The sequence below is a fragment of the Virgibacillus salexigens genome, assembly GCF_014905415.1.
Classification (GTDB): domain Bacteria; phylum Bacillota; class Bacilli; order Bacillales; family Amphibacillaceae; genus Virgibacillus; species Virgibacillus salexigens.
In genome coordinates, this window is the sequence record NZ_BNEO01000001.1 from 718550 (window position 1) to 742010 (window position 23461).

18 protein-coding genes are annotated in these 23461 nt (G+C 38.2%); 3 read left to right on the forward strand and 15 right to left on the reverse strand.

The window, feature by feature from the left end; genetic code table 11:
• Positions 1 to 151 precede the first annotated feature (151 nt).
• Both JKP73_RS03290 and JKP73_RS03295 read right to left on the reverse strand, forming a co-directional pair.
• Complete coding sequence (locus JKP73_RS03290; protein ID WP_021289533.1) at positions 152 to 1228, reverse strand: ABC transporter substrate-binding protein; 1077 nt, start codon at positions 1226 to 1228, stop codon at positions 152 to 154.
• A 30-nt stretch (positions 1229 to 1258) separates the two neighbouring features.
• Positions 1259 to 2350 carry an ABC transporter ATP-binding protein gene (locus tag JKP73_RS03295; RefSeq protein WP_038242550.1) on the reverse strand — a complete coding sequence of 364 codons (1092 nt, stop codon included), beginning with the start codon at positions 2348 to 2350 and terminating at the stop codon, positions 1259 to 1261.
• An 814-nt stretch (positions 2351 to 3164) separates the two neighbouring features.
• Between JKP73_RS03295 and JKP73_RS03300 the strand changes: the two genes are divergently transcribed.
• The gene (locus JKP73_RS03300) at positions 3165 to 5282 is read left to right on the forward strand and encodes a sigma 54-interacting transcriptional regulator (RefSeq protein ID WP_038242548.1); all 2118 of its coding nucleotides are present in this window, start codon (positions 3165 to 3167) and stop codon (positions 5280 to 5282) included.
• A 372-nt stretch (positions 5283 to 5654) separates the two neighbouring features.
• On the opposite strand, the gene JKP73_RS03305 is transcribed toward JKP73_RS03300, so the two are convergent.
• The 3 genes from JKP73_RS03305 to JKP73_RS03315 form a co-directional block, all read right to left on the reverse strand.
• Positions 5655 to 7067: a Na+/H+ antiporter NhaC family protein gene (locus JKP73_RS03305; protein ID WP_160806720.1), complete on the reverse strand. Its 1413-nt coding sequence runs from the start codon at positions 7065 to 7067 to the stop codon at positions 5655 to 5657.
• Positions 7068 to 7620: 553 nt separating this feature from the next.
• Positions 7621 to 8799, reverse strand: a complete 1179-nt coding sequence (locus JKP73_RS03310; protein WP_200410909.1) for a saccharopine dehydrogenase family protein — start codon at positions 8797 to 8799, stop codon at positions 7621 to 7623.
• Between the two features lie 21 nt (positions 8800 to 8820).
• Positions 8821 to 10230, reverse strand: coding sequence for a Na+/H+ antiporter NhaC family protein (locus JKP73_RS03315; protein WP_200410910.1), 1410 nt, complete (start codon positions 10228 to 10230; stop codon positions 8821 to 8823).
• 335 nt (positions 10231 to 10565) lie between these two features.
• Between JKP73_RS03315 and JKP73_RS03320 the strand changes: the two genes are divergently transcribed.
• A complete protein-coding gene (locus tag JKP73_RS03320; RefSeq protein WP_200410911.1) occupies positions 10566 to 11585 on the forward strand; it encodes a DUF3231 family protein in 1020 nt (339 codons plus the stop codon).
• A 257-nt stretch (positions 11586 to 11842) separates the two neighbouring features.
• Here JKP73_RS03320 and lpdA read toward each other — a convergent pair whose 3' ends face one another.
• The 10 genes from lpdA to JKP73_RS03370 form a co-directional block, all read right to left on the reverse strand.
• Complete coding sequence (gene lpdA, locus JKP73_RS03325; protein ID WP_200410912.1) at positions 11843 to 13216, reverse strand: dihydrolipoyl dehydrogenase; 1374 nt, start codon at positions 13214 to 13216, stop codon at positions 11843 to 11845.
• Between the two features lie 10 nt (positions 13217 to 13226).
• Positions 13227 to 14561, reverse strand: coding sequence for a dihydrolipoamide acetyltransferase family protein (locus tag JKP73_RS03330; RefSeq protein ID WP_200410913.1), 1335 nt, complete (start codon positions 14559 to 14561; stop codon positions 13227 to 13229).
• Between the two features lie 12 nt (positions 14562 to 14573).
• On the reverse strand, positions 14574 to 15557 hold the full coding sequence (locus JKP73_RS03335) for an alpha-ketoacid dehydrogenase subunit beta (protein ID WP_021289542.1): 984 nt from the start codon (positions 15555 to 15557) through the stop codon (positions 14574 to 14576).
• Positions 15558 to 15569: 12 nt separating this feature from the next.
• Complete coding sequence (locus JKP73_RS03340; protein ID WP_021289543.1) at positions 15570 to 16550, reverse strand: thiamine pyrophosphate-dependent dehydrogenase E1 component subunit alpha; 981 nt, start codon at positions 16548 to 16550, stop codon at positions 15570 to 15572.
• 154 nt (positions 16551 to 16704) lie between these two features.
• Positions 16705 to 17997 carry an NAD(P)H-dependent oxidoreductase gene (locus tag JKP73_RS03345; protein WP_200410914.1) on the reverse strand — a complete coding sequence of 431 codons (1293 nt, stop codon included), beginning with the start codon at positions 17995 to 17997 and terminating at the stop codon, positions 16705 to 16707.
• Between the two features lie 30 nt (positions 17998 to 18027).
• Positions 18028 to 18399: a PTS glucitol/sorbitol transporter subunit IIA gene (locus JKP73_RS03350; RefSeq protein ID WP_234447046.1), complete on the reverse strand. Its 372-nt coding sequence runs from the start codon at positions 18397 to 18399 to the stop codon at positions 18028 to 18030.
• Positions 18400 to 18545: 146 nt separating this feature from the next.
• On the reverse strand, positions 18546 to 19598 hold the full coding sequence (srlE, locus tag JKP73_RS03355; RefSeq protein ID WP_021289546.1) for a PTS glucitol/sorbitol transporter subunit IIB: 1053 nt from the start codon (positions 19596 to 19598) through the stop codon (positions 18546 to 18548).
• Between the two features lie 27 nt (positions 19599 to 19625).
• Positions 19626 to 20171 (reverse strand): PTS glucitol/sorbitol transporter subunit IIC, encoded by a 546-nt coding sequence (gene srlA / locus JKP73_RS03360; RefSeq protein WP_021289547.1) that lies wholly within the window; start codon positions 20169 to 20171, stop codon positions 19626 to 19628.
• Positions 20159 to 20557, reverse strand: coding sequence for a transcriptional regulator GutM (locus tag JKP73_RS03365; protein ID WP_021289548.1), 399 nt, complete (start codon positions 20555 to 20557; stop codon positions 20159 to 20161). The genes srlA and JKP73_RS03365 overlap by 13 nt, the downstream gene beginning before the upstream one ends.
• A gap of 94 nt (positions 20558 to 20651) precedes the next feature.
• Positions 20652 to 21599, reverse strand: coding sequence for a sugar-binding transcriptional regulator (locus tag JKP73_RS03370; protein ID WP_200410915.1), 948 nt, complete (start codon positions 21597 to 21599; stop codon positions 20652 to 20654).
• Positions 21600 to 21804: 205 nt separating this feature from the next.
• Between JKP73_RS03370 and JKP73_RS03375 the strand changes: the two genes are divergently transcribed.
• A complete protein-coding gene (locus JKP73_RS03375) occupies positions 21805 to 23457 on the forward strand; it encodes a glycerol-3-phosphate dehydrogenase/oxidase (protein ID WP_200410916.1) in 1653 nt (550 codons plus the stop codon).
• Positions 23458 to 23461: the final 4 nt, after the last annotated feature.

Here is a 23461-nt window from a genome sequence, read left to right on the forward strand (position 1 = left end):
GCAATAAAAAAATAGTAGCAAGCTTTAAACCGAAATTACTTCAGTCCCATACACTCACGATGTGCAATACACATAAAAATCAATGGTTTATTGATTATCATGATTTCTCTGAAATATCCGGATGAAAAGCATCGTCGCTTTTTTCATCCTGTTAATTCACTTTTGCTTTTTGGAAATAACGATTCATCAATTGATTTTTATCGGGGGCAAGCGGCTTTCCCCAACCTGCTTTCTCAACTTTTTCGTTCGGCATGATAAGGCCAGGACTTTTCTTTATTTTGTCATCAAGTATTTCAACTGCAGCTTTATTTGGATTGCCGTAAGGATACGCTTCTGACAATTTCTTACTCACTTCCGGCCTTAATAGATAGTTCATGAAAACCTCTGCCGTATATTTGTGTTCAGCATTCTTTGGGATTACCATGGTATCCGTCCATCTAATTCCACCTTCTTCTGGAAGCACGAATCCTACGTTTTTGTTTTCTTTCCAAGCTACAGCTGCTGCTCCTGAATACGCATACCCAATCCACGCTTCTTCACTAACAAACTCTGCTTCTGGAGTAGATTTGAATGCTAATAAGTTTGGTACTAATTCTTTCAATTTTTCCGCACCTTCTTTAAGCTGCTCTTCTGTTGGATCATTGTGGTCGTATCCTAAATATTGAAGAACCATGTTAAAATTTTCTTTCGGCTCTTCCATGGTAATGACATGCCCTTTATATTTAGGATTCCACAAATCTTCCCAGCTGGTGGGTGGCTCTTTTATTTTTTCTTTGTTGTACGCAATACCGTCATACCCAAACATGTAAGGAACGGAGTACTTTTCATCCGGATCAAACGGAAGACCTTTCCATTCGTCTGCAATATTTTTATAATTTGGTATATTTTCGAAATTGATCTCCTGAAGTAGGTCTTTTTCTTGTAGCTGATTTACGAAAAAATCAGATGGGACGACAATATCATAAGCAACAGTACCAGCACTTACCTTTGCAAGCATTTCCTGATTTGAACTGAACGTTGAATAAATAACATCTACGCCGAATTCTTCTTCAAAGCCATTTAAAATTTCTTGCGGCATATATTCACTCCAGTTAAAAACAACTAATTCATCAGACAACTCTTCTCCTGCATTGGCATCGCTTCCTCCCGACGACTCACTGCCAGCTTTTGAGCAAGCGGCTAGCGCAAGAACCACAACCGCCAACAACGGTAATATCTTTTTCTTCAAATTCATATCCCCCTCTTTCCTAGTTTTGAGCTATACTTCCAATTTCTCCTTCATTTTGAACACTATACTATCAGCCGGCTCCCAGCTTAGGTAAAGCTGGGAGCCTTGAGAACAACGCTTAAAAATATCGCGCGACCCATGAGCCACAACCTCCTGCCCGTCTGGAAACGCAGCGATAATCTTTGTGACCGAACCTATATAAATTTCGTCTTTCATGATTACTTTTAACTGCTTGACTTTATCATTAGCGTGCGCAGAAACCTTAATTTTTTCTGGACGAATAGACATATAAACACTTTCATTTTCCAGAAAATTCTGGTTGTTTGGGATGATTATATACTGTCCAGCACACTCCATTGTTGCGTATGTGTCATTTGTTTGCATAACCTTTCCTTCAAATAGGTTTGTCTCACCGATAAAATCAGCCACAAATTTTGTTGCAGGTTTTTCATAGATTTCATCCGGCAACCCCGTCTGTTCAATTTTCCCTTGATTCATAATGACAATCCGATCCGACATCGTTAAAGCTTCTTCTTGATCATGAGTAACATAGATAAAAGTCATGCCTAACTCTTGTTGCAGCTGTTTTAGTTCGAGTTGCATCTGCTTACGAAGTTTTAAATCCAGTGCTCCCAACGGTTCATCTAGCAGGAGTACTTTCGGGTTATTTACAATCGCACGAGCAATAGCAATCCGTTGCTGTTGACCTCCGCTGAGATTTTTTGGTTTTCTAGCAGCAAAATTTTCTAGTTGTACAAGATTCAAAGCTTCCTTAACTTTGTTTTTAATATCCTGTTTTGATACTTTTTTCATTTTTAAACCAAATGCTACATTATCAGCAACCGTCATATGTGGAAACAATGAATAACTTTGGAAAACAGTATTAACTTCTCGGTTGTACGGTTCAATCTTGTCTACTTTTTTTCCATCAATCCAAATATTTCCCGAAGTCGGTTTTTCAAACCCGGCAATCACTCGTAACGTTGAAGTCTTTCCACAACCAGATGGTCCTAGTAATGTCAAAAACTCTCCTGTTTTAATATCTAGATTTAACTCTTTAACTGCGTAAGTATTAGCAAACTTTTTAGAAATATTCTCTAATCGCACCATACCTTCCGCCATTTTCATCTCCTCCAATTTAATATTTGTCTCCCTGTGAAAAACGAAGAATATAAAAAGCCATGAAATTTTAGACTTTCTATACTTTCCATGCAATTATTATGCCAATTTTTAGTTTATTTTAAATTTTACCAAAAAAATAAATTCACTAAGGCTACCTTGGTTTTTAAACAATGGAGCAAGCAAACGTTTCTATGTATGATCTGGGCCCTCGGCGCAAAAGCAATGTAATACCTCACTGATATTCTATCTGTAGACCAGAGTGCAACGAATCAATGTTGATTTATCGTAAGAGCGTCTGGAAGCAGTCATTAAGCAATGAGTGTTTGTACCGGATGTGTTTAGCTCTGCAAATCACTTAAATAACGCAAAATTTCATACAAAACTAAAACATTAATTTCAGTCTCTAGTTATCCAGCCAAGCGTATGCTGTATTGCATAGATCTATGCAATACAGCATTAAAATACGGATGTGATACATATCAATTACAAGTAATTTTTTATCTATGCTTTATTTCACCCAATCACTTCTATAAAGTAAATCTTCAATCAGTGGGGATTTTCTTTCGTCCCCACTTATCCTATTTGTTTTACCCCCCATGAAAATGCAGACAATCTTTACCTATTTTCATCCTAATAGGCGAAGTTCACTCCATGGTTGGCTTCCTGTTAACCTGCGACAATAATTAAAATAAGTTACAATTTTTCAGAAAACTGATTTCACAATATTAGCACCCTTTATTTTTTAACTATTATGCATTTTTGCATATTTTGTGATAATCTGATAATAAATGAAATTTATCGTGGAGGTCATTACATGACTGTTGTAATTAAAAATAAACTTCATCCCCTATTCACTATTTCAATAGCACCTGAGGAAGAAAGCTGGCAAAGCCGTTTAAAGAATAATCCCAATGCATTTCTCTTTCTTAAGGCAAATAATCAAATAAATGCTTATATTCATCTACGTGATACGAATTGGGAGCAAATGGAGGATATTACAATAGATAATTTGTATGAAAGCGCACATTCTCTGGAAAATGTGGGAGTTATCCATCAAGATCAGTCAGAAATACCATCTACCTTTATTTTTCAACTTTTAGGGGAGCCGATTGCTCTTGTTAAAGGTGAAAATGACGAATATATTGGATATATCCGGCGAGAAGATTTACTAGTTGAGCTTTTACGTATAGAAGATGACAACACGAACTTGTTAAAATTCATGCTTTCCTCGATCCCTATGGGGATTTTTATCACAGATAACGAAGGAAAGATCGTAAACTCGAATGAAGCTGGACTAAGAATGATTAAATCTTCTTTAAAGAAGTTAGAGGGTACTGCAGCTTCTCAATGGTTTAATGGCGATAACCTTAAGAAAGTATTCCGTACCAAAAAGAAAATTCTAAACCAGATTCAGATTGAGGATGAAGCAGGGGTTTTAGTTGATTATATACCCATTTCGGATTCCAAAGATAATTTGGACGGTATCATGATTGTCGTTCAAGATTTGCCTAAAGTAGAAGAGATGGCGATGGAAATTGCGTACGTCAAAAATCTCAATGCTGATTTAAACGCAATTCTCTCATCGATGTACGATGAGATATTAGTAGTAAATGATAAGGGGGATATCCTTCGCTTCAATGATAACTTTATTTCTGGACTTTGGAACGAAGAATTTAAAAATCTTGTCGGGCAAAATCTTTTCGAATTAGAAGACCAAGGATACTTCAACCCTACTATCTTACGGTTAGTATTAGATAAACATGAAAAAGTATCGATCGTTCAAGAAACAGAACAGGGTAAAAATATTTTAGCTGTCGGTAATCCTGTGTTTGATGAGGCTGGCCATATTCATCGTATTGTTATTGCACTGCGGGATATCACGGAAACAACGAAACTGAAAACAGAGCTTAACGAGACGAAAGAATTAACAAAACGTTACGAAAAAGAACTTCAAAATCTGCGAAACCTTGAAAATGCAAATAATAAAGTCATCTATTGCAGTACTGCAATGGATAACGTGATGACAAAGGTAAAAAAGTTAGGCGAGTTTCATTCTACAGTCTTAATTTTAGGAGAATCTGGGGTTGGCAAAGAAGTTATTGCTCAATCGATACACAAAAATGGTCTTCGCCAAAACAAACCATTTCTATCAGTCAATTGTGGAGCGATCCCAGAAAACTTATTGGAAAGTGAACTGTTTGGCTATATAAAAGGCGCTTTTACCGGAGCAATTAACCAAGGAAAAATTGGCTATTTTCAGCAAGCAGATCAAGGCATTTTAGTATTGGATGAAATCGGCGAGATTTCACAACAGTTGCAAGTGAAACTGCTACGTGTTCTACAGGAAGGTGAAATATTTCCTGTGGGGAGCTCCAAACCGATCCCTATTGATGTTCAAATTATTGCTTCTACAAATAAGGATCTAGAAAAAATGGTGAGGGAAGGCACATTTAGAGAAGATCTTTATTATCGAATTAATGTCATCCCGATAGTTGTACCGCCATTACGCGATCGCACGGAAGATATTCCACTTTTAGCTTACCATTTTTTGCAACAATTAAATTTAAAATACGGGAAAGAATACTATTTTTCACAAGAAGCATTAAACTTATTAGAGGTTTACTCATGGCCAGGAAATATTCGTGAACTCCAAAACATCATTGAGCGTCTAGTCGTAACTGCCGAGGAGCAAGTGATATCTGCTGACTCTGTCAGACCACTATTGAGATTAGGGGAGAGTGGCAAACATAAGCCGATTATCACCGACATTATACCTTTCAACGAGGCACAGGAATCCACCGAGGAACAGCTGATTTTGCTTGCGATGAAAAAATACAAAACTACAACAGAGGCCGCACGAGCATTAAAAATTAGTCAATCTGCTGTCAGCCGTAAATATAAAAAAATCTTAACTAAACAAACACAATACTAGGGGCAAGCATCATGTGATTTAAAGCCTGTCAGAGATACTTAAGGCAGCTGTTGAAAATCAACTCAACAACTGCCTTTTTATTTCTTTACGTTAACTATTCGTGATTAACCTTGGCAAGTTCATTTTCTGGCTTCTAGATAGGTATCATAGAAGCTGGTTGCTGTGCCAGTTGGTTCAATTACTGGATTATACATAGGACTGCTGACGAAATTCCCTCATAACTTAATGACAGGATACCTTGGTAAGCCTCTCTTTGGACTTCCCAGCCTGACGATAGGTACACCAACTTAGAATATAAAAACAAACTTTACTATGAACTGCAGTTAATTATTACAACGCAACGATGTATTACTACTTAGAAATCGAAGGCTATCAAATGATAAAACCTAAAACCAAATATCCAATTGCTGTTATACATCCACTTAATAAAACATATGGTGCTTGGGTTATAACATGTGTGATAGCGTCAATTCCCGAACCTGATGCAGATAATACTGTTGTATCACCATACGGACAAGCATGGCTTCCAAAAGCACCTGCTGAGAGAACGGCACCAACTGCCAACCATATATTTGTTCCCATTGCTTCAGCCAGCGGTATAATAATCGGAAGTGTGATTGCATATACTCCCCAGAATGAGCCTGTTGCAAAAGCAACTAAAGCCATGGCTAAAAACGATACAACTGGAAGCAAACCAGGACTCATGAATGGTTTTATTGTTTCAATCACATATTCTGTAAGACCTAAAGAGTTATTGACATCTACTAAAATAAAGGAGGATACAACAATTCCTAGCGGGTAAATCATCGGTTTAAACCCTTCAAAAAAAGTATCAAACAAATCTCCTAAGCTCATTAATCGTTGGAAAACCAGCATAATAATCATGACAATCAATGCAACAAGAACACCCTGTAATACATCAATACCGGAGTACCATGTATAAAAGATTAAAACACCAATAGGGACAAAAAAATTTATTAATTTCGGCTTCACTTTCTTTTGCTGATTGCCGTTGAGTGATGAATCTTGAGCATCAGTTTCAACGGAGGCAGCCACATCAACATCTACTATTGAGGAGTCTTTAGAACCTTCTGGAAGACAAATCCCCATCTCTTCCGCTCTTTTTTCTGCTATCTTCATTGGACCCAGTTTAGGAATAATACCAAAAATTGCTAGCAAAACAATGAATAATGCTACCCAACCATACAGTATAAACGGTATAACTGTAACATATGTCACTGAACCATTCCCTGACGCAGCAAGCCCAAGATCTTCAAACAAGCCAGATACATAAAATGTCCATGTAGATAAAGGTATTAACACACATACCGGAGCTGCAGTTGAATCTACTACATAGGCTAAGAATTCTCTAGAAGTTCGGTGTTTATCCGTAATTTTCTGCATTGAGGTACTGACTGTTAATGCATTTAAATAATCATCGAGGAAAATTACAATACCCATTACCCAAGTTATAAGCAAAGCACCCTTTTTTGTCTTTACTTTGGAAGAAACAAACTCCCCAAACGCCAATGCACCTCCGGATTTAACCAGTAATGCAATTAGACCGCCAAAAGATAATATAACTAGGATAATCCAGCCAATGGTTGGATCTCCCATTACGGATAAAGATGAATCAACAAACGCTGAGAAAAAATGTTGCTTTTCCAATATAATAAATCCAATAATTGATCCAAAAATAAGCGATTCAATTGTTCTTTTCGTTATGAGCGCAACAGACAAAACACATAATGCAGGAACCATACTTATCCATCCATAATGCTCCATAAAATCATCCTTTAAAATAAGTATTTAATATTATCACATCTTTAGCGTAATACAGTTGTTTGAAATCATTTTTAAGATTGTTGTATATACATTAATTACAAATTTAGTAATCTACTAAAACATGGGTATATTTCTTACCTCCTTGTTCTTTGATAACTATAATATTGCAAATTTCATGCCAAACTAAAACAAGCAGACAAACTATTACAAACCCGTGAATTGTTCTAAATATCTAAATAATAAAGCCCAAAATGAGTCATTACCAATTCAGATGTGAAGCAAAGTTGAATCGAATATGAAACAAGGGAAACTCCTAAAATGTTGGGTATATCCAACAAGGCTATACGTATTAATAGATGAGTCAATTTTGAGGTATATTGCACTTTTTATGGATATAAAATTTGATCGCATTCCATAAGATTTTGAAATAATCAACGCTTGCACTATTCTGCCTTTATAAATAGGAACTAAAAAAAGCCCTGTAGAAATTACCTTCTACAGAGCAATCTTTTCAGACAGCTCAAAAACCCAATCCCACTCATTTATATGCAAGTTATCTTAATTGGTACTTCTTCTCCTTTATGTTAATGCCACGTGAACCAATTTCGTCAATAAACAATTGGTAAGGGATATCTGTTGTCGGTGAAAGGACACCCTTTTTTGTAATCGTATGGTTTCCAAGCATTTGTGCAATAATGCTTGCTGTGTAACCAACAGTTCGATTCATGGCAAATAAGCCAGTTTCTAAATCTCTTTCATCCATCATTTCATAAATAATTTCTATATTTTCCCCGTCTTTCTTTCCTCTTATTATATTCTTCATTAATACAAGATCTTTCTCATTCGCTTTATATTGAAGACGAGGCTCTAAGTGTTTTAATAGAAAATGATGAGGTGTTACATCGGATTCAAATCCTTGAACGGGCTCTTTCGTTAAGAATCCTAACTCAACCATGCTCTTCCAAAACTTCGCATGACCTGACCATCTGATCGTTCTTCGTTCCGTATTGACAATTTCCGTATCAATACCTAGTAATCTTGCAAAATTAAGCGCATTTCCATTTGGCATGGATTCCAAGCCCTCGATACCGGATAAGGTAATATCCGTGACCCATTCCTCGTGATGTTGACGATCTGCTGGTATATCAATAACCTCTCCCTCCCTTAACATCAAGGCTGGGCGTTTGTAAGACATGAGCGTACTATCAAAGTTCCATGCAATTTTGTACTTTAATGGATTATCAGCTGCTTCCGCGGTTGGTATACCCCCACAATACGAAAAAAGATCATAGACCTCATCTAATTGACTCACACCATATCCACACAACACCAAATCAATCCCTGGATCCAAGCCTGCCTCCGGCATTATCGCCACTTCTTTTTCCAACGCTTTTTCAAAGACCTCTTTGGAAAGACCTGCTGCATAGGAACAATTGACCAATGAAACCCTTGTATTGATTGCCGCCCTTGCAACGGTATCGTTGAATTGCTTTGGCAAAAGATCAATGACAACATCTGCATCTTCTGTGAATAAGGATTCCAAGTTTTTCTGGGAAGTCGCGTCTATTTTTCTAGTATTCATCTTCTCCATGTTAAGGTGACTGCGAAAGCTTTCCAGCCCGTCGAATGAAACATCTGCACAAACAATCTCAGTGACTTGACTGCATTTTCCCAAGTCCTGCAAAGCGGCTCTCCCTTGTAAACCCGATCCACCTAGTACAATTACCTTCATCTAAGAACCTCCAGTCAAAAATTATCCGATTATTCCAAGTCCTAAATAGATTGCTAATCCAATGATTCCTACTACCATAGAATATGGAATTTGTGTGCGAACATGATCAATATGATCAACTGCCGCTCCAGTAGAAGCAAGTATCGTTGTATCCGATAGTGGGGAACAATGATCACCGAAAACTCCCCCGCCAGCTACTGCCGCTATCGTAGCTAATACTACTGTATCAATCTCTCCTCCTGCAAAACCAATAGCAAGTGGAACAGCAATCGGAATCATAATCCCAAATGTCCCCCAGGACGTACCAGTGGAAAAAGCGATCACAGCTGCCAATAAAAATGTAATTGCAGGTAACAACCCCGGATTAAGCCACGTTTCGGTTGTCTGAATTAAGTAATTGGCCGTACCCATCTGTTCACTTAAGGCATTAATCGTATAAGCAAAAACTAATATCATCACAGCAGGCATGATTCCCTTGATGCCATTTAAGGCGGTATCCATAATATCTTTCACAGGTATTCCTTGAATGCGCATGATAATCCCTAGAAATATCACGGCAGCAAGAAATGCCTCCATCGTTTTTGCCGAACCAAGCCCAATATACGTACCAACTGCAATCGTTATAATCAGTAAAACCGGTAAAAAGAAATTCCAAGCAATACTAAGTAACCGATCATTAAAGTAAGGCTTAATATTTGTAAGTTCCTTTGATACTAATGGTGTTGAACCGTCTCGAACTAGCTTTCCTTCCTTGTGCGCACGCTCTTCTGCCTTTCTCATTGGACCAAAGTCTTTAATAATTCCTGAAGCGATTAATCCAACCAGTAGCACTGACAATACAGCATAAAAATTAAACGGAATCGACTTTGTAAATACATCCAGAGCATCAGCTTCATTCTGTATCGGTCCTAACCCAATTAATAACCCAGAAATAAATACCGCCCAACCGGTAATTGGAACAATGACGCTAACTGGCGCTGACGTAGAATCACAAATATAAGCAAGTTTCTCGCGAGACATTTTTACCTTATCGGTCACCTTTCTCATCGTTGATCCAACAAATACTGGGCTAAAGTAATCGCTAAAAAACACAAATAATCCCATAAACCACGTTGTTATCCCAATCCTCTTTTTTGATGCTTGCCTTCGTCCCACCAAATCAGCAAAGCTTTGGATCGCACCTGTACGTTGAAAAAAAGCAATTAAAATACCAATAAAAATCTCTAACAGAAAGATCCAAGAAAAACTTTCGTTACCCAATGCTTCCTTCATTAGATTTGGAAAACCAAGCAATCCTTCCCCCGCCAAAAATACCCCAACCAGACAGGCAATACCTAAAGATAAGATGGTATCCCTTGTCCAAAAAGCAAGCACAATTGCAATTAACGGAGGCAATACCGAAATAAATCCTAACGTTGAAGCACCATCCATCCTACCACCCCCCAAAGTATGCGTTTACATAATCATATGTTTGATAGGAAAGATGTAGAACGGAATAGTTACCTTGCTAAAAAACGAGAAAACATCGCTTCTCAAAAATGCCGTAATTATTGGGATCTAGTAAATTTTCGAAATGAATGATCGAGTTCTACTATTCGTTTTGATATATCATATCTAGTACGAAATACAATTTCACTTCTCAAAAAAATGCCCTGTATATTGTACAGAGCTCTCTATTCACTTAAAAGTTCTTCTTAAGTCACTACATAAAATACCTCATTTTGGAAATAGTAAACGTAAACGGCTGTTTTTCAGGAGGTAGTAATATGAATGAAAATAACGTCCATTTAACGTCTGGAGAAATTGCATCACTCTGGACAGCGTATATGAATGATAGTATGTCAAAATGTATTTTAGATTTTATGCTTAAACATATAGAGGATCAAGATATAAAGCCGATTATTCAACAAGCCCATGATATATCCATGAAACATATGGAACAATTAACAGCTATATTTGAAAGTGAGCAATTTGCCATACCGAATGGCTTTACCGAACAGGATGTAAATATGAATGCCCCATGGCTATTTACAGATGTCTTCTGTCTCACTTATGTAAATCATATGGCGAAGGTAGGAATGCTTGCATATAGTGGGTTTGTCTCCATGAGTGCTCGGCAGGATATAACTTCTTACTTTTCAAAAGGGCTGGCCGAGACCAATCAGCTTTTTCAGGACTCCCTTAAAATAGCGCTGCAAAAAGGCACAAACGCAAGACATCCTTATATTGAAGTTCCGAAAAGAGCAGAATATGTAGACAGCAAAAAATACCTAAGTGGTTTAAACCCGTTAAGCAATAAGCGACCGTTAAACTCTGTTGAGATTTCTCATTTATATATGAATATCATAACAAACTCAACTGGGATTAAACTATGCCTTGCCTTTGCTCAAACCTCCCCAACAAAGGACGTCCAAGATTTTATGATTCGGGGAAAAGATATCTCTCAAAAACATATTAAAATCTTTGTAGATACCCTACTGAAAGATGATATTGAAGCCCCTCATGTACCGGATGTAGGAGTGAGTGAATCGACAGCCTCCACCTTTTCCGATAAATTAATGATGTTTCATATGAGCTTACTCATATCCTCGGGAATTGGCAATTATTCCACAGCTGGTTCTGCAAGTCAACGAAGTGACTTAATGGTCAATTATGAACGATTATCATTTGAAGTTGCAAGGCTTGCCAAGAGTGGTGCAGATATTATGATTCAGAACAACTGGCTGGAACAACCACCAGGGGTTAAAGATCGTGAGAAGTTAGCAAGAAGTGAAGAAAAAAGCTGATCATACGTGGCGATCCCAAAACTTAGATTTTCACTCTTAACTTAGGGATCGCCACTAGTATTAAAAATATTGTTTACAGGTTATGGGTATCTAAACAAAAGACCTTAATTTATAATTAGAACCTTTTTCTACCGTTCAAAATGACTAATCTTACAAAAGTCCCCAATATGAAGAATTCTTAAAACAGTTCCATTTATATAGAGTTAACAAAAATAGACATTAGCAGAAGGAACCAGTAACTTCTATATTTTAAACTACTAATAATGAATGCCCTTTCCTAGCCAGGATGCTGCAGCTTCTGACAACCCTTCAGAAATAGTAGGATGTGGAAAGATCATGGAATCCACCTCTTCTACTGTTCCCTCTAAATGTATAAAGGAGGTTGCTTGACTGATCATTTCTGTCACATGTGTGCCCACCATCACGACACCTATTACTTCACCGTATTTTTTTTCAGCAATTAACTTCATAAATCCTGTATTCTCTCCAGCAGCAATTGCTTTTCCGTTTCCTGCCAGATCCACTTTTTTCGTCTTAACGTCATAACCCATTTCAATTGCCTTTGCTTCCGAAAGACCAATACTCGATATTTCTGGAAATGTATAGACACATCGAGGAACCGTTGCATCTACAACGGGGTTCCCTACAAGATGATCTACTGCTTTAATCCCTTCGTTACTTGCAGCATGAGCTAACTGGTAGCCACCAATTAAATCTCCAATGGCATAAATTCCATTAACAGATGTCTGCAGGTTGGAATCTGTTTTTACAAACTTTCCATTCATCTCTAGCGATAATGCTTCAATTCCAGTTATATTCGGTATTCTTCCTACACACATAAGCACGTGTTGTGTTGTAGTGCTTTGTACTTTGCCTTTATGCTTCAATTCAACTTTCGTCCCACCATCTTCTTTAGCAAAAGAACTAATTTGAGTTTCCGTATGAATTTTGACCCCAGATTTTTTAAGTTGCTTCGCTAAGAAAGCACTCGCATCTTGATCTTCAGTTGGCAAAATGCGATCAGCCATTTCTATAATTTCTATTTTTGTACCCATACTATTAAAGATACAGGCAATTTCTAATCCAATCACACCACCTCCAACGATCACTAGGTGTTCGGGTAATTCTTTTATATCAAAGATGGTATCACTTGTATAATAGTCAATATCTCCAAGCCCTGGTAATTCTGGTACAAAGGGTTTTGAACCATTGGCTAGAATAATATATTCTGCAGATAGTTTCGATTCTTCTTGTTCAGATTTTACCGTAATTGATTTATCCTCTTTTACAAAGCCATAACCTTGATAAAAGGTTATCTTACTTTGTTTTAGTAACCGTTGTATTCCGCTTTTTAGTTGGTTAATCACCTTGTTTTTCCGTGACACCATTTGTTCCAATGAATAGGAAAAGGAGGAGACCTGTATAGCATATTTATCGGCTTCCTTAATTTGGTTTAAAACTTCAGCGTGTTTCAGCATCGTTTTTGATGGGATACAACCACGATTTAAGCAAGTGCCACCAAGATCCCTTCCTTCTATGATGGCCACTTTTTTCCCTTCTTTTGCGGCTCGTATTGCTGCGACATAGCCTCCAGGACCAGCTCCAACGATCGCTAAATCAAATTTTTCCATTGTCTCCCCCCTAAACTAACAACCCAAATGGGTTTTCTAATCTTTCTTTCAATTCTGTTAGGAAAGCTGCAGCAGGGGCTCCGTCAATGGCTCTGTGATCAAATGATAAGCTTAGAACCATCATTGGTCTTATTTCAATCGATTTATCTCTAACAACCGGCTTGTCTGTCATTTGCCCCACACCCAAAATTGCTGTTTCAGGTGGGTTGATGATTGGAGTAAAGCCTTCAATTGCATACATGCCTAAATTGCTTATCGTAAACGTGCTTCCAGACATTTCAACTGGGTCCAATTTATTTTTTCTCGCTTTTGCTCCAAGTTCCTTACATGCAACTGTAAGTTCGGCCAGTCCTTTATCTTGTACATTTGGAACAGAGGGGACGATTAAACCGTTATCTACTGCCACGGCCAAACCTAGATTAACGGACTTATTATAGACAATCTCGTTATCTATTAATGCAGCATTTAATTTCCTATGATTACCAAGCACATGTGCTGTCGCTGTCATAATAATCTCTGTATAGGAAAGACGATAACCCGTTTGTTTTTCAATAATTGGCAGCAAAGATTTTCGAACCTCCACCACAGCTGACATATCTACCTCAGCTGTAAGAGTAACATGAGGGATAGATCGCGCACTTTCCAGCATTTTATCTGCGACTGCTTTACGAAGCCCTTTCAGTTTTACGTGTTCTAGTGGTTCCTGCGTGGTGGTCTCTACCTGCATACTAGAAGCTGAAAGTACATCCGACTTCGTAATCTTTCCATTTGAACCGGTACCTTGAACATTTTCCAGTGACACACCTTCTTTATCTGCAACTTTTCCAGCAAGCGGAGTGTGGCGAATAGACTGCGCTAATTCTTTAGATGATATGACATCCATTGCATGGATTCGCCCCTTAGGCCCACTTCCTTCTACTTCTTCAAGCATAATTCCCTGCTCACGGGAAACTCTCCTTGCTGCAGGTGTTGCTCTCACTTTCTCACCGTTTTCACAGTCTGCTTCTTTTTTCTCCCCAATCACAGAGGAAGTATCTTTCTCCTCTTGCTTATCGGTTTCGTTTTCTTCTGATTCAGGAACAGGTGCGGAATTCGGGACATTTTCGTCCGCTTCCCCAATATAGCCGATGATAGTGTTAACCGGTACTTCATCATCCACTTCATTGTATTTTTTTAGTAAAGTTCCTTCTTCATAGGATTCTACTTCTATATTTATTTTGTCTGTCATGATTTCAAATAACGGTTCCCCGACTTCTACTTCTTCGCCCTCTTCTTTAAACCATTGAAGCAAGGTACCAACTTCCATGGTACTACTTAACTTCGGCATAAAAATTTCCTTTGCCATCTGTCTCCCCCCTTATGCTCTATTTAGTGTTTCTTTGACTGCCTGCACAATGTCCTCTTTTTGTGGAACATGCATTCTTTCTAGCTCTGGGTTATATGGTACAGGGGATGGTGCACCACCAAGTCGCTTAATTGGAGCATCCAAGTAATCAAACGCTTCACTTTCTGCGATCATACTTGCAATCTCCCCACCATAACCACCGCGTTTTACGGCTTCATGAACAACCACAAGGCGGCCAGTTTTTGTCACTGATTTAATAATGGTTTCTGTATCTAGTGGTACAAGGGTACGCGGGTCAATGACCTCTACGTTAATCCCTTCCCTTTCTAATTCCTCTGCTGCTTCTTGTGCTCTATGCACCATGATAGCAGTAGCTACTATTGTCACATCTTTTCCTTCACGCTTCACATCCGCCTGCCCAAGTGGAATATGATACTCTTCTTCTGGAACATCACCTTTTGTTTTATAAAGTAATTTATGTTCATAGAAAATAACAGGATTGTCATCATCCATCGATGCTTTTAATAACCCTTTTACATCATAAGCTGTCGATGGCTGCACAACCTTTAATCCAGGAATATGTGTTACCCATGCCTCTAAGCTTTGCGAGTGCTGGGCAGCTGCCCCTGTCCCTGAACCACTGGGAGTACGAAGCACCATTGGTACTTTTCCTTTCCCACCATACATATATCGTAATTTCGCTGCTTGGTTCACAATCTGGTCCATGGCAATTGTAATGAAGTCAGAGAACTGAAGTTCCATAATTGGTCGCATCCCTGTTAATGCCGATCCTACTGCTGTTCCAGCAATTGCTGACTCACTGATCGGGGTATTACGTATTCGCTCTGGTCCAAATTCTTCAAGCATTCCTCTTGTTACACCGAACGCGCCGCCATAAATCCCAATATCTTCTCCTAAAATAAAGACATCTTCATTTTTCCGCATTTCCTGACTCATTGCTTCTCTTACTGCTTCTAAATACGTTATTTCCCTCATTTGTCCCACTCCTTATGCATAGACATCTGTTAATAGATCTTCTTTACCAGGCATTGGACCTTCTTTTGCGAATGCTACAGCATTTTCAATTTCTTTCTTAGCTTCTTGCTTAAGTTCCTCTGCCTTTTCTTCGGTAATAAACCCTTCGTCAATTAGAACGTCTTTAAATCGTTTAATGGAATCCTTTGCTCTCCATTCCTTCTCTTCTTCACGTGTACGATATTTCTTAGCATCACTTTTTGAGTGACCTTTCCATCTATATGTTTTTGCTTCAATCAATGTCGGACCCTGTCCGCTACGTGCCCGTTCTACCGCTACATTGCTTACATTCATAAGTTCAATCATATCTGTACCATCAACAACAACTCCAGGAAAGCCATAAGAATCAGCACGTGTGGCAATATCAGGGATTTTCACCATATCCTTTACCGCACCAGACATTCCGTACTGGTTATTTTCACAAATAAAGACGACTGGCAAATTCCAAACGGCAGCTAGGTTTAATGCTTCATGGAAACTTCCTTCATTCGTTGCACCATCTCCAAAATAACAAACCGTCACATAGTTTAATTTTTTCATAGAGGATGTTAAAGCAGAACCAACTGCCAAAGGGATACCTCCACCAACAATTCCATTTGCACCAAGGTTCCCTTTTTCTACATCGGCAATATGCATAGAGCCACCTTTTCCTTTACAATAGCCTGTTGCTCTACCAAAAAGCTCTGCCATCATTCTGTTAATGTCTGCACCCTTAGCAATACAGTGACCATGCCCTCTATGTGTACTTGTAATTTTATCTTCATCTCTAAGCACTGCACACGGACCTGATGCACTTGCTTCTTGTCCAACCGCTAAATGGGTTGTACCGTGTATTAGTCCTTTTGCGAAAAACTCATCTACCTTTTCATCAAAAAAGCGAATGAGCCACATTTGTTTATATAGACCTATTAACTTTTCGTTTGTAACATTCTCTGGTAAAGATAGCTTTGTCATATGCACAGCCCCTTTTACATTTGTTCTTAATAGTTACATTTGTAACAAGAATACCAATAAGTAATAAAAACGTCAAGAAAAAATAAAAGCGTTTTCTTACCTAATAAAAGAAAAGCCTCTACACAGTATATAGTTGTGGAGAGGCTTTTCTTTTCTAAAAAAAATCTTTATCCTGGATAGCACGAAGCTTCCAAATTGTTGTTTCTTTTGTTTGTAAAATATCATCATACGTGATGATATCTCCTTTTTTAATCGATTTCTTCAGTTGCACGTTCTGATCAATTAATCCTAATGGTAAAGCGTTCATTTCTTTGGCTTCAGAGGCTTTTAACAGCTTTCCGTAAACGGTAAATCCGCCAATGTTATCTAGGTACTCTCCTTCTTCCAAATCCTTTTTCGCTACTGTTACCGTTTCGCCCTGCAATCCATGATATGGTGCAATTGTTGGCTCATGATCAAAATAAGCTTTTGCAATAGAAAGAGGCGTCTCTAAGCTTGTTAAATGGTATGGCCGATAAAGCACGTAGTTTGGCCCATCCCCCATTTTAAGATACTTCATTTCCGCATTCACTTCGTCTTTATCTGAAGCAATGATTGCAAATACACCTGGTGCAATCCCGTTAACAAAATCAACCACTTTTTTACTACTTACTTTACCGCCTTTGCTCTCTTCAAGAAATAATTCAGGAAGCTCAGAGACAGATCCACTAAATCCATGCATTCCAGGCTTGTCTGGAAGGAACCCTGTAGCGTTTGCAATCGCATTCATCTCCACCATTGTTTTGGTGCCGTCTTGGAAGGACGCTAACATTTTTGGACTAGAACCTTTGGATAATGCCTCTTCCTCAGCAGTAGCTGGGTTCGCCTCCAAATTGAGCGGGTTGTTTTTGCCTTTTCCTAATGCGACTATTTCAAATCCCATTGCATCGGCAAAGTCATAAAGCTCCATAATGGCGCCAGGCTCATCTCCTGCAGAACCTGTATACACAACGCCTGAAGCATCCGCCATTTTCTTCAATAAGGGTCCTATTGTTACATCTGCTTCAACATTTAGCATGACAATATGCTTCCGGTTTAAAATAGAATCCCATGCGATTTCTGCTCCTATATTTGGTACACCGGTTGCATCTACGACAACATCAACTTCTTCTAGCGATGTTACAAGCTTCATATCAGCTGTCGCAATAACTTGATTATGTTTTAAAGCTATAGTGGCTTTATCCTTGTCATCTGTAACTATGACATTTGATGATTTAATTCCTGCATGAGTATAGGCATTCTTTATGTTATCTACTCGCAAATCAGCTGTAACAACAACGCGCATCCCTTTCATACCCTCTATCTGGGAAATCATCCCTCTCCCCATCTGTCCTGCACCTATAAGCCCTACTTTTATATATGAACCTTTATTTTCTAGTCTTTGCAGTTTTCTATTTAAGCCAAGCATCTTTCTCCACTCCTCACATTTGAATTCTATCTATCTTCTAAATGATATAACAGTATTTTCATTAATCGGAGGGATCGTTTTATTTTCTAAACAAACCGTTCCTGGCATGTCTGAATGAGACTCACCATTAAAGTGAAAGGTTGCGTGGCCTAAATCTGCCAATGTTTCATTTACTTTATCTCCTACAAACAACACCTGAAAGACTTCCTTATCAATCACCATTTCATCCCCTGCTTGTAATGCTATCGCCAGGCCTCCTCCATCATGAACAATAGCAATTTCTTTTAGATCATTGGGAACACTGGTGTTAAAAAGAATGATCATGTTTTCCTCAAACATTAATTCGGCGTCTGGACCGACCTGAACAACGTTTACGTCTACAGAAGGTTTGGTCATTTCCATTTTCTCTCTCCTTAATTTCTAGTCTATTATCTTAACTACATCTTAGAAATATAATTACAAATGTAACAATTAGTAACATTTGTAATTATAAGGCGTTTTCTTTTTCAGGTCAACAGATATATCTTAAATGAATGAAAATTGTGTTTTTAGCTATATAAACCAAAACTAGCAAAATATGCGATTACGACTGCTGCTGGTCCTGTAATCAGCCTTGAAAAAAGAACTGCAGGTACGCCTACTTCTACTGTTTCTGGATCTGCTTCTCCAAGCGTCAAACCAACTGGTACAAAATCCGTTCCTACTTGAGGGTTAATTGCAAACAATGCTGGCAGAGCCATTTGTGGAGGGATATTTCCATTTCCAATTTCCACACCTATTAACACACCAACAACCTGTGCGATAACAGCTCCAGGCGCAAGCAACGGAGAGATAACCGGTATGGAAGCAATTAATGATAGAATTAACATCCCTATTAAACTAGTCGCCATCGGAGCAACAAATTCAGCAATAATATCACCAATACCGGTATAGTTAATAATCCCAATAAGCGCACTTACAAATGCCATAAATGGTAAAATATTTTTTATAATCGTATCAATCGTATCTCGACCAGATTGGAAAAAGATACTAACAACATTTCCTACTTTATTTCCAAGCACTTCGATGAACCTCATAATAGGATTCTTTTTGCCCTTGTGCAGCTTCTGCTGGGCCACTGTCTCTTTTGCTTGTTGTTTTTTTTGCTGGGCAACATCCTTATCAAGTAGAGAGCTTTCTTGTGGTGTTGGATCTTGCGATTTGTCTATTGCAGCTGCTGCATCTGAGTTATCTGTGGACGCTATTTGCGCAACTTCCACACCAGAAACAAAGTTATCTTCATTTATAAATTTCATAAGCGGGCCAGATGGGGAATTACTAAATGTGTTCACTGTTTTAATCCCCAGTCGAGGATAGACACCACTTCTTGCCGTTCCACCACAATTGATAACAGCGGCAGCCACTTCTTCATTTGGAATAGACTTTTCAAAACCATCAACAGCTATCCCGCCAGTACGATCTGCTATCTCTTGTGCTACTGGGTGGATTCCTCCACCGGTCACCGATAAAATATATTTTTGATTATCTGTAGGTGCAATGATCAAAGGTCCTCCCCATCCAGACGGCCCTTTTGATATTTTAACAGCTTTATATTCACTCATTGATAATACGCTCCTTTCCCAACTAAGTTAAGATGCAACATTTGCTTCTGCATTCTTCGCTTTGTTTTTGATCATACGGTCTGTAATAATCTCTGTTACTAAACCTCTAAGCAGCATTACAACAATACCAACAAGTAGAAAGCGTAATGCCAACGGTCCTAAGGATAAACCAAGCGACGTGATTCCTGCCGAAACACCCATATATACAAACAACTCAGCTGGATTAGCATGTGGGAAAAGCCCTGTTACTGGATGAACAAAAGAAACAGCGGAATCATAAAAAGCGGGCTTCTGTTTTTCAGGTAAAAAGCGACCAAACGTATAGCACATTGGGTTAGTTAAGAAGAAAACGGCGATAAACGGAAAAACGGTATACCTTAAAATAAAATACTTCGTACACTTTTGAGCAAAAGCATTAACCCTCTCTTCCCCAACGAATTTTATTACAGCATTTACAGCTGTAATAAGAACTACCAATAATGGAATAATCCCTGTCACTAGGTCTACAAATTGTTTCCCGCCAGCCTCAAACATTCCAATAAATCCTTCAGCTAATGAAATTAAGAAATCCATGCTTTATTCCCATCTCCTTTGTTCACTTCTTTTTTAATCATATCAATTGCACCTTGTAATGCATTTCTTTCTTTTATGGACAAAAATTCTGCTTCCTTGCTTGAATCTAACTGCATTCCAATAAGTTTGCTCATATTACGGAATCTAGCAAAAACAGTAAGCCCTTTCATCACCTGTGCTTCTACAATATTCATTTCTTCATCACACACAATCAGCATAAGAGCACCTGTGCCTAGCGTTTTTTTGTAGTAACCTGTACCGAGATAGCCTACTTTCCGCTTGGCAAATTCTTTTATATTTGCTCTGTAATGCTTCACCTGTAGCTGTGTTAACAAAAACTGTAATGCCCAAATTCCGGCAAACACTAATATAAATGTCCCCCACACGTTAACCCCGCCTTTACACTTGTAAATTATTATGACGTTTGTAAACATAATAAAACGCTTACATATTATTGTCAATAATTTTAGACAATTTATTTTAAGATCCGTTTTCTAAAAGTAATTCTGCTGTCTGATCATCCATAACTAATGTCGTCAATATCCCTGCTTCCAAAGCCACTCTTAGGCTCTCCACTTTGTGTGCACCTTGTACAATGGTAATTACTTCCGGAATATTTTTTAAATCCTCAAGACAAAGCCCAATCTGTCTATCATTTAGAGAATGTTTAATCAGTTCACCTGCTGCATTGTAAAAATTGGAATTTATATCCCCGACTGCCTCTGTTTCCTGCAATGTCTGGATATCATATTCATTTAAATAGCCCATCTCTTTCATCGTTGCCTGATAAATAGGATGTCCAACTCCTACGACTGCAATATCCACTTTCTTCCCCTCATCTAAGACTTCTGCAACATCTTTAGAAGCAACAATTTCTTTCTTAAATTCTGTGGTTTCTGCGACCGCTGGTGCGTACAGATAGGAGGAACGCGTGTTTAATTTTTGCGCCAACTCGAATGTTAAATGGTTAGAATGATAATGGATAAAGGATTGCCCCATTCCTCCGATCAATGGAATAATATGGATGTGGTTCTTTTCCATGTGAGGAAAAGCTTCGACCATAGCTTGCATAGACTTCCCCCAGGAAATCCCGACTGTCTTAACTTCGTCTAACCTTTTGGATAAATAATTCGCAGCTGCTTTACCAAGTTGGCTTTGTGTTTTCTCTTTATTTCCTTTTTTTCCAGCGATAATTAAGACTTCCTTCAGACCATACCTTTTCTCTAGTTTCATTTCTAATTCTACTGTAAGAGCTGTTTCATCTTTTATATAGATTTCTACTATATTTTTCTCCCTTGCCTGCTTAAGGGCTTTCGAAATAATAGGCCGTGATAGACCTACTTTTTTAGCAATTTGATTTTGCGTCCATCCTTCTAAATAATATAACTTTGCAATTTTCACAATGAATTTACGTTCTTTCGTATCCACCTTTTGTCCCCCTTAAACGTCTTTAATCCATGATGCTACTAGATTACCACAAATTCTATATATTGGAAGCTACTCAAATTTTATCACCATATCTTTGTAAGCCCTTTATTGACTAAAAATTTCAACAACGTTATACTAAATTGAGTGATTTTACGTATGATACCATATTGAACAATTGTAAAAAAGATAAAAAGGAGATGCACGAATGAAAACAGAAACCTTCTCAACTATGTCTCGTGATGCCATAGTAAAAAGAATGGAAGAAGATCATTTCGATGTATTGGTTATCGGTGGCGGTATAACTGGGAGTGGAATTGCGTTAGATGCCGTAACAAGGGGATTAAAAGTTGCGCTTATCGAAAGAAAAGATTTTGCTTCAGGCACAAGCAGTCGTTCTGGAAAGTTAATCCACGGGGGACTAAAATACTTACAAAACTTTGATTTCACTGTTGTAAAAGAAACAGGACGCGAAAGAGCGATCGTTTATAACAATGCTCGACATCTTGTATACCCAATTAAAATGAATTTTCCATTAGTAAAGAAAGAATCTTATAATCTCGTAACATTAAAAGCAGGTCTGACTCTATACGATCGACTTGCAGGCGTAAAAAAAGAGGAAAGACATACCATCTATTCCAAGAAAAATACGTTAAAGAGAGAACCCTTATTTAATAAAGATACTGTGCAGGGTAGCGGGGAGTATGTAGAGTATCGAACAGATGACAGTAGACTGACAATGGAAGTAGCAAAAACAGCCGCCGAAGCTGGTGCCTTAGTTTTGAATTATACAGAAATGACAGAATTTTTGAAGGATGAACACAACCAGGTAAAAGGAATCGTTGCCAGAGATTATATTGGAGCGCGGACCTTCACTGTTAGAGCAAAACATGTTGTAAATGCTGCTGGACCTTGGGTGGATGAAATAAGAAAAAAAGATCGACCAATTGAGGGAAAATATATGGTGCTTGCAAAGGGTATCCATCTTGTTTTCCAATATCGCGATCTACCTGTTTCTTCCTCCATTTATTTTCAACATAAAGGTAGAATGATTGCAGTTATTCCAGTGGGAGACAGGACCTATGTAGGGTCAACTGAATCTATCTATAGCCAGGATATGGATGATATTCATGTCAACAAGTCAGAAGTAACCTATTTGTTAGGATGTCTTCACGATATGTTCCCAGATGTGAACTTAAAAGAAGAAGATATTACGTCAAGCTGGGCTGGAATTCGTCCGCTTATCGGAGAACAAGAGAAATCTCCTTCAGAGCTCTCAAGGCATGATGAGATTTTTGAATCTGATACAGGACTCGTTACAATCGCCGGGGGAAAACTAACTGGTTACCGTAAGATGGCTGAAAGGGTTTTAGCCCATATTGAAGCCAAAACCACCACTAAATCAAATGGAACGAATACAACTTCTGTTAAACTTTCAGGAGGCAAATTTGACTCTAGTGAAGAGATAAATCAATATGCGAGAAAGCTACACGGAATGTATCATGATCTTAAGTTAACTGAAAAAGAAATCATGGACTATGTTCTACGTTATGGATCTAATACGGAGAAACTATTAAAGCTAATAAGTGAGCTCGATTCTATTTATGTTAAGAAGGAAGAACGGGATGTCCTTGCTGAGCTCCATTATACCCTTCAGTTTGAGATGGTAGCATCGTTAGCAGATTTTTATGATCGTCGCACAAGCTACCTCCTTTTTGATCTAGAAAAAGTAAAAAGGTCACTACCTTATGTTACACAAGAGATGGCAACAATACTTCATTGGGATAAAGAAAGGGAAGAGGAAGAAAGACGTGAAATGAATTACTTCATTACAAAGGCAGTGACATTTAAAGATGTGTAAAAGG